The following is a 12,063-nucleotide window of genomic DNA, read 5'->3' as shown; positions in this document are numbered from 1 at the left end:
TAATAAAAGATTCACTAACAATATTCTATTTTTGTTTTTATTTAAATAATATATAAGTATTATCATTATATTGACAGTTTTAAATGATATAGTTCTTTAAAACTTCATTTTAAATTATTTATAAAATCTCTATTATTTAACTTTTTAAATGAATTTGTTTTTTAATATTTATTATAATGAGAAATTTTATAAATTATTATTACTTTGAAGAATAGAAATAAAAATGACAAAATATTACTGTTAGTATCTTAAGTTATTATAATGTAAAAGGAATAAATCGTTTTTATCATTTATTGTTTTTGCGTATTTACATGTAATACATAATGTGTTATATTATAATAACAAAATTACATATAATATTTTATTATGTCTGGTTATATAAATGATTAAATATAAGTTTTGTTTTTTATATATGTGAAGATTACTTCATTTTTTCAGTGAAGAAAAAGAGGAGCAAAGAAAGCTATGTTTAAAATATTTAAAAATCGTGTATGTTCATTCACTTTTACACTATTTATTCTTTTTTTTGTACAAACTATAGCGGGAAATGCAAGTTTTTTAAAAAATCAATTTCAAGAGAGAATGGCAATTACTATTTCTACATTAGAAAAAAATGTAGCTATTAAAACTGTGAATAGAGCAGTTATTCAAGGCGTTGAGGAACAAGATGGTATTGCTTTGGGGAAAGCTGAAAAAGCTGCTGCCTTTTCAGGTTCAGCTTTTTGGGGGGGGGTAGGTATTTTATCACTTCTTGCTTCTTTATGTATTGGGGATGTATTAGGTGCTGTTTTATCTCTTTGGGGAATATTCGTTACACTTTAATAGAAAGATCATCGATAAAGTCGATGACTTTTTTGTTCATTTCATTATGTTGAAAAAAATACATACTTGAAATCATTTATACTGTATTTGATAATAAAATTACTATTATTAATAATAAATGTAGCTTTTATTAACATTATTAAAGTTCAATGTTTTACATTTATATTTTTTTTACAAAGTAGTGTAACCTGATTTTTTATAGTCTATGGTTATTATCCTAGTAATAAGGCTAGTATACTCACTCTCTTTAACAGCCTTTTAATATTGTCTACCTTCTCTCATATGAAGATTATTCATCAAAGGTATATTTTATCCTTTTTAAATTTTTTTATCTTTCATAAGGGGATAAAATAAAAAATATCCCTGTATTCATGGCTCTCATGCAATAAGAAAAATGAGAAATTATTATTTATCATTTCAAATTTGTTTGATGTTAAATCCATCAAAAGTATTTTTTACGTATAACAAGTTGTGTTCGTGTATGGACAAAATTATTAAAGAAAAAAAGAGTAAAAATTCTTCTCATTAATCATCTCAAGTGCTATGCGCTGTTGTAATATTGGCAAATAAAATGATGATGCCAGTTTGTAGCTTTATAGAGCAAAGATAGTGATACACAATGAACCTTATGCCATCTCATGGGGTGGTTTATACTGTCGCATTTACGGGACATATTGTGAGAGCGAAGTGGGGATGTGCGTCGTTTGAAAATGCTTTTATTAAAACAGAAGCTTGAATTTTTGATACAAGTGTATTCTGGGTTGTTCTGTTGCGTAAGGGAAGGATACTGTTAAGTAAAGTAATTTAGGAGTATTTATAGCTTAGCGGAAGAAGGGCAATGAAGTAAAAGGTCTTGTTTAGCACGAAGACGTGCAATCCATTGATCTTCACGAATAGCAGTATTATGTACTGTAATGAGTTCGTTTTTTTTAATTGCGGCTGTTACTGTTGCTTTTTCCAAAAGACCACAAGGAATGGCGTGGTGAGCGCGTGCTTCTGCAATGTTCATTATCCAAGCACGATAAGTATAAAGACCGATAAAGTCTAGCTGATCACCTGGATGTAAATCTTTTTTAGCAACAGCACAGACTTCTACTACGGGATGGCTAAGAGGAACCATATCTTTTTTGCCATAAAGCATAATACGTGCGCAGGTGAGGGGAACTTCCATTGCTGTTAAATGATAGGGGCGATGAAAGGTGAAGTAAGGCCCCTGACCAATTTTTAAATCTTCCATACGTTCGCGTAAACGCGGGTGTGCTATTTCGGCAATGACAAAGACACCAGGTGAAACACCTGGACCTATTGAATAATCTACAACACCATATTGCTGTAAAATACCCCCATCTTGTTTTGGAATAAGCACTTTGTTTAAATCTTGTAGCGCTGCTCGTGGTCCATGCATTCCTGGGCAATCGGGGAGAAGGCCGGTGGCATTGGCAATGGCTGCCATTTCAACCATCGTTTTGGAACCATCAATAAATTCGACCAACATGCGCACATTCATATTACGCCGGTATGCTTCTTCTTCGTAAGCGTCAGGTGTAGCATCAAAGCGCAGAGGATTATTTTTTCCTTTACCCGCTGCAACAATCTTATGTCCAAGGGCTGAAACAAATTCTATGAGTTCCATACAAGCAGTTGGTTCATCGCCGGCACCAAGTGTATAAATGAGCCCTCGTTTTTCTGCTTCATGTTTGAGATAAGCGCCAATTGTAACATCTGCTTCAACATTCATCATGACAAGATGTTTGTTATTCTCAAGCGCTTTGATACCAATTTCTGCTCCTGCTTCGGGATAGCCTGTTGCATCAACGATAATATCAATTTGTTCATGACGTAAAACAAGGTTAATATCATCTGTTGCTGCAATCAAACCTTTTTCAATGCTTTGCGTGAGAGCATAAGTATTTTCAACTTCACAGACATGTCCACCCTCGCCATAGGCTAGTGTAGCGGCATCAAAAATACGTGACGGCGTTCTAGTGGCTACAGCTGCGACTGTTATACCATCCATATGTGCAATACTTGATAATAAATCTGTGCCCATTTCACCACAACCAATCAGTCCAATACGGATGGGGGGATGCTTTTCTGCACGTTGTGTTAAATCATGCGCTAAACCTGTTAGGTTCACATTGCTTGCCATTCTTTTTTCCCATTTGAAAACTATTCTGCTAAAGAACTTTTCTCATTCATAAAGTGCATTTGTTTTTAAGACAATTAATCTTTTATTCTTGATGCTCTAATCAATGGATTTTATAAAAGCAAGAGGGGTGGTTGCTTTTATCAAATAAAATAGGAATAGCGTTATGCAGCAAAAAATAGCAGTACAAGATGTCACCAGTTTTATTGGGAAAGAAATGGGATTATCGGAGTGGCGTCTTGTTACACAGGATATGATTAATCAGTTTGCATGTGCTACAGATGATCATCAATGGATACACGTTGATGAGGAAAAGGCTAAAAAGACACCTTTTGGCGGCACGATTGCTCATGGTTTTTTAACATTATCGCTTTTGTCTACGCTCGCTTATGAGGCGCTTCCAGAGTTAGAAGGGAGCACAATGGGGATTAATTATGGTTTCGATAAAGTACGCTTCATGAGTCCTGTGAAAACAGGGGTACGGATACGTGCGCGTTTTGTGTTAGACGACGCAGAAATTCGCCCTTCTGGTCGAGTGGTTTTCCATTATGGGGTTACGGTGGAAATTGAAAAGTTAAAAAAACCAGCTCTTACAGCTCAATGGCTTATTGTTGCTATTTTGGAAGAAAAACCTTCCAATATCTAGATTATTTGAGTGCTTTATTTTATAAAATTTTTATACAATTCTATTAGAAGTTTCTTCAATGATAATATTGAGAATAATCTATAGGATGATAGATATAGTGGAGCTATCATAGCGTTGATGGCCATAGCAGGTTGCTATTTTCCTAGATCGTTTTGAAGAGGAGTTTCTTAATGTAGATAGTGCATTGCTTCACGCTTTTGTTTATAGCGTTCTTTAATGGGATCATACCCATCACGTAAAACAGAACGCTTCAAATGGAATATACTTGCGTTGCCAATTCACGGGCTTATTTTAAAGAAACATCTCTCAACGCTTGTTACATCCATTTCGCAATGGCGCCTGTGAATGGTATAATGATAAAGCCATTGAGCACCCCTATCTTTATGCTTTGTAAAGAAGAAAGCCGACACCATCATATTATATGCTAACCGCCAATGTTAAGACAGGTCTTGGCGCTTGAGATAATTCATAAGAGGCATGCCTTCCTTCCTTTCTTATATAGTTTTTACTCACCCAGCTCTTCCCGCTTGTAACGTGCAAGCGAGAGGTTTTGGTTGATTCTATATAAGTTCAATATGTTCTCTAAGGTTGGGAAAGGTCGTGACCAATGTCTTAATTTGACATGATAATTTATCATTTTTATGTTAAGAGAGAGTCTCACATACTGTGAGATCTCTTATTTTATCCCCTTTTATATTCAATCAATTAAAACTATTTTCTTTCATTTTACAAACGGATGGGGAGAGATAAAAACTGTTTAAGAAAAAAGTTCCTAATCTCTTATGAGCGTTTTCGATAGGCAAGGGGGAAGCACTTTGGAAGTGGCAAAGAGGATGATGGTATTGGCATGTGAAATTCTAAGTCTTTTAATGTTTTGTTTTATCAAGTTTTTGTACGATTTTATCAGAAGTCCATTGGGTTATAATATTGAGCATGATCAAAAGGATGATGACGATGGTCATGATGAAGGTATTATAGCGTTGATAGCCATAGCGGATTGCCATATCCCCTAAACCGCCTCCACCAAGATATCCAGCAAGTGAGGTGGCTCCTATGAGAGAAATGACCATGACTGTAAAACCTGTAATCAGGCTAGGGAGAGCTTCAGGAATAAGAACATGTCTGATAATTTGAAGACGGCTTGCCCCCATAGAGCGGATCGCTTCAATAAGACCGTTTTCAACGGTTTTAAAAGAGAGTTCCGCCATGCGTGCATAAAAAGGGATAGCTGAAATGGTCAGTATAAAAATTACAGCAGGCATTCCTATCCCTCTTCCTACAACGATACGCGTAACGGGAAGAAGATAAAATGCAAGAATAATAAAGGGAATGGCACGAATACTGTCAATGATCATGCTTAAAGGGCGATTGATGAGAGATGAGGAAAAAATCCCCCCGCGTGCTGTTGTGTGAAGAAGAAGACCAAGGGGAAGCCCTATAATAAATGCCATAAAAGAAGCACTAAGTGTCATCAATATTGTATCAATAACAGCTTGGGGAAGTTCATGAGACAGAACATTAAACATAGCCTAAGACCTCACAATATCGTCCTTTTTTCGTTAACCATTGAACAGCTTTTTCTAAAGCTTCTTTATCTTCTCCAGGAAGAGCCAAGAAGAGTCTCCCGATGGTTTCATCTTGAACTGTATCAATGCCACCATGCAAAATACGTGCTTTTAAACCACTCTCATTTTCTAGAAGATGAAGAAAAGGCTGCTGGGCAATTTCACCGGCAATATTAATTTCAATGACAGCTTCTCGCCCGATTGGTTTGAGATTTTTCGCAAATTTTTCAGGAAGTTGCGGGGTGACAAGCTTGAGCATGGCTATGGTTGTATCGTCTTGCGGTGATGTAAAGATGTCTTTCACACGTCCTTCTTCTACAATGTTCCCCTGATTAAGAACAACAACGCGATGCGCTATGGTGCGCACAACTTCCATTTCATGGGTGATGAGCACAATCGTGAGATTGAGGTGTTTATTAATATCAGCAAGGAGCTCTAGAATAGATTGTGTTGTTTCAGGGTCAAGAGCAGAGGTAGCTTCATCTGATAACAATATTTTAGGATTAGCAGCGAGCGCACGAGCAATGCCAACGCGTTGTTTTTGCCCCCCTGACAATTGTGCCGGATAGCAATATTCTTTCCCAGATAACCCAACCAATTCAATCAGTTCAAGGGCACGTTTGTGGCGTTGTTTTTTACTTACACCACTTAATTTAAGCGGCAATGCAATGTTATCAAGAATATTTTGCGATGAGAGAAGATTGAAATGTTGAAAAATCATCCCAATTCGTTGACGGTAAGGCGCCCATTCTATCTCTGATAGATTGGAAATATCAACACCTTCAAAAAAAATGGACCCTGCATCAATCTTCTCTAACCCATTTAAACAGCGGATAAGTGTTGATTTTCCTGCTCCACTGCGCCCAATAATGCCAAGGATTTCACCAGCATGGATATTTAAAGAGAGATTATTAATTACCGGAATACCAGCCGTTTTGTTAAAACAACGGCTGATGTTTTTTAAGGAGATAAGAGTAGGTTTTTCCATTCACAATTACTCGGACATTTGGCACAATTACTCGGATACTTGGCACAATTACCAAGATGTTTGGGCGGTTTTGCCAAAAATCTCTTTGATTTTTGCACGGATAAGATCGTTATTGTAAGCGGCAACTAATTTTTTAACCCATGGCTCATCTTTTTCGCTCGTGCGTACAACGATGATATTATCATAAGGATTATTTTTTGCGCTCTCCCATGCGACTACATCTTTTTCGAAGTTTAATCCGGAAACAATAGCCCAGTTTGTGTTTATAATTGCAAGATCAAAATCGTCAATAGCTCGCCCTAACATACCGGCATCGAGCTCACGAATTTGCAGGTTTTTAGGATTTTCGATAATATCAAGCGGAGATGCAAGAATATTATGAGGATCTTTTAATTTAATGAGACCTAAAGAATTGAGAAGAAGTAAGGCTCTTCCACCATTAGATGGGTCGTTCGGAATACCAACATGTGCACCATCACGAAGATCTTTTAAGTCTTTTATTTTGTGTGAATAAACACCGATTGGAGCAATAAATGTATAGCCGACAATTGAAAGTTTATAGCCACGTTGTTTCATTTGTTCATTAAGATAAGGGGCGTGCTGAAAAGCATTCGCATCGATCTCTCCTGCGTTAACAGCGTCATTAGGCAAAGCGTAATCAGAAAAATAAACGAGTTCAATATCTAAACCGTCTTTTTTAGCCTGTTCGGCAGCAGTTTTCCAAATAATCGCATCCCGCCCTTCCATAATACCAAGTTTGATTTTTGATTTGTCTGTAGCCATGACAAAGACCGTAGATAAAAAAAGAGCAAAGAGAGAGAGGAATAATCCTATAATCCGACTACGAGAAAAAAATTTTAATGTCATGTACTTTTAACTTTCTTTTCCAGGAGATTTTTTGAGGGAAGTGTCAATATGCTCTGTATTTTTTTAGGGAGATTTAAAGTTATACAAGCTTTAGAGAATATTCAATCACTTTTATTTTTTAAAGAGTATTATTTTTCCTTCTATTTTAGTTGTTTTGAGGGCTGATCATCATTCATTCTCAGAAATGCTCTGAAATTCGGGCAATCAATTCTTCTATTGCAATCATTTGTTGAGGGAACCAATGACACTTAAAAAACTTCTTTAAGGGACGATTGGTTGAAGAACCGGACAATCAGATGATGCTTTAGCCGTAAATTCATGAAGAACATACTGCACAATCAAGATCAAAAGGCCGTGTTCGTGTAGGCGATAAAGAGAGATTTTGTTGCAATGTTGTGGGGTCTTTGGGGGGATAAAGGTTGCTGATCATTGGATTTAAACGCGGCAAATTTTTGTAAAGGCGAAATTTTGCCCTTCACATGTTTTAGAGAGGAAGAAAAATAATGTTAAGAAAGAAATTTTTATCAACAACAATGATTTTATGGGCTTTGGGAGCGTCAGAGGTGGCTGTGACTGCTTTTCACGCAGAAGCTGGAACCATTACAGGAACAGTTGCTCGTGTTGCATCAGGTCAGGTATCTTTACGCACAGGTCCTGCGACAGCTTATAAAGTTATCGCAATGGTTCCAATGGGAGCAAAAGTGCAAATTTATGGCTGCCTATCCAATAAAACTTGGTGTTCTCTTGGTTATCACGGAAAAGTTGGTTGGGCATCTGCACGTTACGTCAATGTTAACAATGTTCCTACCATTGCTTTTAAAAGGATGCCTGTAAAATCAAAAGCCATGGTAAAATCGCCAAAAGAAAAAGTAAAACAGGCTGTTTCCGACTTTAAAGCTCTTCCGGCGATTCAAAAAACACGGAAAAATATGCAAAAACTATACAGAACAGATGTGATTATCGATTCTACAGGTGTAAAAAAAAGGGATGAACGAACAATTTTAAATCCGTCGCAAAAAGCACAAGGCGTTTCTGTAAAGCACGTGAGTGCTTATAATCCCTCCTTTCCTAATAATGTCAATTACAAAAATTTTGAACGTAATGAAACGCGTTACCGTGTCGTGACCTATCCTGCTCGATAAGGGTAAAGTTAATTTCACAACCGGAATGACAAATAGGATCAGCAGCATAAAGCAAAAAATGCTTATGCTGCTGATCCTATTGTACCGTAAAATGGTATTAAGGCGGCAATGCTTAACTTAAGGTGGTGAGGCATTCAAGGATATTCAGAGTAAAATTTGTCAATACCTCGAATTATGGTTCTTTAGGATGGTGATATGAATCATCAGCTGGAAAAGATTATACTGAAGAGAAGCCGGACTTTTGACAGACCGGTTAGGGCTCTTCATCTTTTCGGACAGGGCATTAATTTGCGGACTTAGGCTTTATCAAATTACGAGAAATGAGCAATTCAGCAATTTGAACGGCATTCAATGCTGCTCCTTTTCTTAAATTATCGGCGACAACCCAGAAAGCTAAACCATTTTCAACGGTGATATCTTCACGAACACGACTAATAAAGGTATCATCTTCTCCGGTACCTTCATAAGGTGTGGTATAACCACCATCTTCGTGTTTATCGATAAGCTGACAGCCTGGTGCATCGCGGAGGAGCGCTTGTGCTTCAGATGCGCTTAGTGGTTTTTCAAATTCAACATGGACGGCTTCGGCATGACCGATAAAGACAGGGACCCGAACAGCAGTGGCCGTTAATTTAATTTTCGGATCGAGAATTTTCTTCGTCTCAACCGTCATTTTCCATTCTTCTTTTGTATAACCATCTTCCATGAAAACATCGATATGAGGAATGACATTAAAGGCAATACGTTTAGTGAATTTTTTTGATGTAATTGGGTCTGCAACAAAAACTGCACGTGATTGTTCGAAAAGTTCGTCCATTCCTTCTTTACCAGCTCCAGAAACCGATTGATATGTAGAGACAACAACACGTTTAATGATTGCAGCATCATGGAGAGGTTTTAAAGCTAAGACCAGTTGAATTGTTGAACAATTAGGATTTGCTATAATATTACGCTTAGAAAAGGCATTTATAGCTTCGCCATTGACTTCAGGGACTATTAACGGAACATTGGCATCATAGCGCCACGTGGAGGAATTATCGATGACGACACAGCCGGCAGCAGCGATTTTAGGGGCGTATTCTTTGGAAATGCTTCCTCCCGCAGACATAAGACAAAAGTCTGTGTCAGAAAAATCGTAAGTATCCAGTGCTTTTACTTTTAAAGTTTTATCTCCATAAGAAACTTCTTGTCCTAATGAGCGTCGTGATGCTAGAGGGACAATTTCATGCGCAGGAAAACCACGTTCTTCTAAAATTGTAAGCATTTCACGACCAACATTTCCGGTCGCGCCGACAATTGCAACTTTAAAACTCATTTTCTATATACTCCTCATGTCTCTCCACATTTATTCCCCGTGCTATACTCAGGAGAGAGTGAGTTGGTCAAGGAACATCATTAAATTATATTTTTGATTTTCAACAACTCAATTTTGTGCACAGCAATCATCATCGTTAGCACAATAAATTGTTTTATTTCAAATGATACGTCTTTTTTAATCTTTCAGAATTGAAAAAATTGAATATTTTACGCTAAGCTATTATCTCTTTAGAAAACACTTTAATTAAGTGAATTCCTTATCTTCTGTCAATTGTTTACCTTCACACTTTTGAATTTTTTAAGGAGGTATGCGTGCTTCATGCCCTCATACCTTAAATGATAGAATTTATGGCACAACAGAATAAACTTAAGTATCCATATATAGATAAATTCTTATGAAAGTTATACATATATTTTTTTCGTGTCTATTTTTTACTTTATATTTCTTATTTTTACTTTAATCCTATTTTGCTATAAATATCAATCTTTGTAGTATGGTGGTATAAGATCTTTAATCTTTCTCGATATATTTAAGTGTTTTTTTAGTGTGTGGGAATATTCTTAGGCTTGTTTGGAGAGCCTTTTGTTTAAGTGAGTCATATGAGTGAAAAGCCGTTGAACACTCCCATATTTACGTTTAATAAAAGAGCAAGTTAGCACCATCATACATTTTTTAGCACCCAATGTCGTTACAGCTCTTGGTATGTGAGACGATTCAATAAGAGGTATGCCTTTTTGTACATTTTTACTCACACGCCAACTTTGCTTGTGTTGTGCAAACAAGAGATTTTGATTGATTCAATATAGAACACGTTTGAAATGAAAGAATTTTACGATATTCGAAACACTTATTCAATATCAATAACGTTAGATTATCATTATAAATCAACGTGCTATTTCTAAGTTAAACTCGTTAGAATTCGGATTATTTACAAATCAGATTAGATTAAGAATTTTCATTCTCATGAGGTGTGGGGAGACAGTCACAATTCTTGTCAAGATTATTAAGGACGTTGATTGTCCTTTCAGTGAATTTATGAAAATAAGGGGTCATTTTTTCATCAGAAATCAACTGCAAAATTGCTCTTTGTTTTTTGCGGGTCAGTATTCTGAAATTTTTTAAAAGTAAATATTCTGCTTTGCTTGCTATTCTGTCATCACAATGATAGGGGCTCTCTTCTTTTTTTGCGCTATCAGCATAAAAGAAGGAAACGGGAACATCTAATATATGAGCAATTTCCTGTAAACGTCTTGCACTTACGCGATTTAAGCCTTTTTCATACTTTTGGATTTGTTGGAATGTTACGCCTAAATGACTTCCTAATTGTTTTTGAGAAAAACCCATGACATTTCTTCTGAAGCGAATTTTTTGGCCTAAAGAAATATCGTAAAAATGTAGATTTTTGGCTTTCACTTGATGTCCCCACCGGTTGCGAGCGCCCTCGCATTAGTATTCCGGGGTCTGGAAGTGCTGACTCAAAACAGCCCCTTGCTTTTAGTGCTGAAAGCACTTGGACATAACAAGAGCCCCCGGAAATTCTGGGATATCCGCAAAAGCGGTTTTATTTCTAGTTTGAGTTTTTCGGGCTTCCAGACCCTATTTGATTGTCGCGTATACAACCAAAAACACAAGCCTCCTTCATAAGGCAATTACTTTCAATCGTCAATTGAAATTACAACAGTGTTTCTTGTTTGTTTTTTCAAGTTTTCACGTAATTAATGCGTATATTATACATAAAAATATTGCTTGAGATACTTTAGATACTTGTAAAAATTGTAAAGCGAAATTAAAGGGTGATGGCAAGGTAATGGGGTGATTTTCTCCTTTACGATTTTATGTTTTCTCCCCAAAATTAGGCTGTTTCCCCGCTTTGAAAAGTAAACAAACAGATAAATATTCTTGTCCCGATATGGTATACATAAGATGATACAGCTTATCGTTTTTCTTCATCTTAAATCGAGGTATCTCAAACATGTTGCTCGTGAAGGGTATAACGTAAAGTTCATGAAATATAACAATCTTATATTTAATAAATAAATTTCATTTACCTGAGTTGGTTCAAAATGTTATTATAATTCTTGCTTTTAAGAAGTTCAGAAGAGCCATTTTTATTCCCTTTTTTAATTGTTTTTGTTCAGATGCTTGTGTGGTGCAAGCGAATGTTTTTGATTGCTTCAGTATGAACAGGCTGGAATGAGATAAATCTGATGATATTTTTGGCTTTTGTTACAAGGTGTAAAGCGATATAAATATCTTTATTGTAAAACTCTTTTTTCAGAAATCGTAGATATTGAGATATCATATTGATAGAGGATTGATAGCAGTGGGCTTGTAGAGGAAAATTGCATGAGGGTTTTTTATTTTTTATGCGTTATTTCTTCATTGTTTTGCAAAGGGCGCGCTTCTGAAGCAAGCATAATGGGAACGCCATCACGAATAGGATAGGCAAGTTTGGCTTTGAGAGAAATGAGTTCTTGAGTTTTTCGGTTGAAAGAGAGAGTGCCTTTCGTCATTGGGCAGACGAGCAATTCGAGCATTTTGGGATCTGTGGTCATTTTTTTCATGTTGG

10 protein-coding genes are annotated in these 12,063 nt (G+C 36.3%); 3 read left to right on the top strand and 7 right to left on the bottom strand.

The features are described from left to right. Positions 1–465 precede the first annotated feature (465 nt). Complete coding sequence (locus PVV63_RS08410) at positions 466–822, top strand: hypothetical protein (protein ID WP_273791474.1); 357 nt, start codon at positions 466–468, stop codon at positions 820–822. 814 nt (positions 823–1,636) lie between these two features. On the opposite strand, the gene PVV63_RS08405 is transcribed toward PVV63_RS08410, so the two are convergent. After that, positions 1,637–2,971 (bottom strand): NAD(P)H-dependent oxidoreductase, encoded by a 1,335-nt coding sequence (locus tag PVV63_RS08405; protein WP_273791473.1) that lies wholly within the window; start codon positions 2,969–2,971, stop codon positions 1,637–1,639. A gap of 163 nt (positions 2,972–3,134) precedes the next feature. Between PVV63_RS08405 and PVV63_RS08400 the strand changes: the two genes are divergently transcribed. Next, positions 3,135–3,614 (top strand): MaoC family dehydratase, encoded by a 480-nt coding sequence (locus PVV63_RS08400; RefSeq protein WP_273791472.1) that lies wholly within the window; start codon positions 3,135–3,137, stop codon positions 3,612–3,614. Positions 3,615–4,480: 866 nt separating this feature from the next. Here PVV63_RS08400 and PVV63_RS08395 read toward each other — a convergent pair. Genes PVV63_RS08395 through PVV63_RS08385 form a run of 3 tightly spaced genes read right to left on the bottom strand, consistent with a single transcriptional unit; the run spans position 4,481 to position 7,034 of the window. Next, complete coding sequence (locus PVV63_RS08395; protein WP_015856780.1) at positions 4,481–5,140, bottom strand: methionine ABC transporter permease; 660 nt, start codon at positions 5,138–5,140, stop codon at positions 4,481–4,483. Beyond that, positions 5,133–6,167, bottom strand: coding sequence for a methionine ABC transporter ATP-binding protein (locus PVV63_RS08390; RefSeq protein WP_273791471.1), 1,035 nt, complete (start codon positions 6,165–6,167; stop codon positions 5,133–5,135). The genes PVV63_RS08395 and PVV63_RS08390 overlap by 8 nt, the downstream gene beginning before the upstream one ends. 48 nt (positions 6,168–6,215) lie before the next feature. After that, positions 6,216–7,034, bottom strand: coding sequence for a MetQ/NlpA family ABC transporter substrate-binding protein (locus PVV63_RS08385; RefSeq protein ID WP_273791470.1), 819 nt, complete (start codon positions 7,032–7,034; stop codon positions 6,216–6,218). A 503-nt stretch (positions 7,035–7,537) separates the two neighbouring features. Here PVV63_RS08385 and PVV63_RS08380 point away from each other — a divergent pair. Further along, entirely contained in the window at positions 7,538–8,176 is a 639-nt protein-coding gene (locus PVV63_RS08380) for an SH3 domain-containing protein (RefSeq protein ID WP_273791469.1), read from the top strand. 283 nt (positions 8,177–8,459) lie between these two features. On the opposite strand, the gene PVV63_RS08375 is transcribed toward PVV63_RS08380, so the two are convergent. From PVV63_RS08375 to PVV63_RS08365, 3 genes are all read right to left on the bottom strand, one after another. Then, positions 8,460–9,491 carry an aspartate-semialdehyde dehydrogenase gene (locus PVV63_RS08375; protein ID WP_273791468.1) on the bottom strand — a complete coding sequence of 344 codons (1,032 nt, stop codon included), beginning with the start codon at positions 9,489–9,491 and terminating at the stop codon, positions 8,460–8,462. Positions 9,492–10,439: 948 nt separating this feature from the next. Then, positions 10,440–10,907 (bottom strand): helix-turn-helix transcriptional regulator, encoded by a 468-nt coding sequence (locus PVV63_RS08370; RefSeq protein WP_273791467.1) that lies wholly within the window; start codon positions 10,905–10,907, stop codon positions 10,440–10,442. 944 nt (positions 10,908–11,851) lie between these two features. Beyond that, entirely contained in the window at positions 11,852–12,058 is a 207-nt protein-coding gene (locus PVV63_RS08365; protein ID WP_273791466.1) for a Trm112 family protein, read from the bottom strand. Positions 12,059–12,063 lie beyond the last annotated feature (5 nt).

Source organism: Bartonella sp. CM31XJBT (genome assembly GCF_028618555.1).
In the GTDB taxonomy this organism is placed as follows: Bacteria; Pseudomonadota; Alphaproteobacteria; order Rhizobiales; family Rhizobiaceae; genus Bartonella.
Note: the sequence above shows the minus strand (reverse complement) of the source record. Positions and strands in the feature narration are given on the sequence as shown.

Bases quoted from the DNA above. Each gene is read 5' to 3' on its own strand.
- PVV63_RS08410 (WP_273791474.1), top strand. From the start codon at position 466: ATGTTTAAAATATTTAAAAATCGTGTATGTTCATTCACTTTTACACTA.
- PVV63_RS08405 (WP_273791473.1), bottom strand. From the start codon at position 2,971: ATGGCAAGCAATGTGAACCTAACAGGTTTAGCGCATGATTTAACACAA.
- PVV63_RS08400 (WP_273791472.1), top strand. From the start codon at position 3,135: ATGCAGCAAAAAATAGCAGTACAAGATGTCACCAGTTTTATTGGGAAA.
- PVV63_RS08395 (WP_015856780.1), bottom strand. From the start codon at position 5,140: ATGTTTAATGTTCTGTCTCATGAACTTCCCCAAGCTGTTATTGATACA.
- PVV63_RS08390 (WP_273791471.1), bottom strand. From the start codon at position 6,167: ATGGAAAAACCTACTCTTATCTCCTTAAAAAACATCAGCCGTTGTTTT.
- PVV63_RS08385 (WP_273791470.1), bottom strand. From the start codon at position 7,034: ATGACATTAAAATTTTTTTCTCGTAGTCGGATTATAGGATTATTCCTC.
- PVV63_RS08380 (WP_273791469.1), top strand. From the start codon at position 7,538: ATGTTAAGAAAGAAATTTTTATCAACAACAATGATTTTATGGGCTTTG.
- PVV63_RS08375 (WP_273791468.1), bottom strand. From the start codon at position 9,491: ATGAGTTTTAAAGTTGCAATTGTCGGCGCGACCGGAAATGTTGGTCGT.
- PVV63_RS08365 (WP_273791466.1), bottom strand. From the start codon at position 12,058: ATGAAAAAAATGACCACAGATCCCAAAATGCTCGAATTGCTCGTCTGC.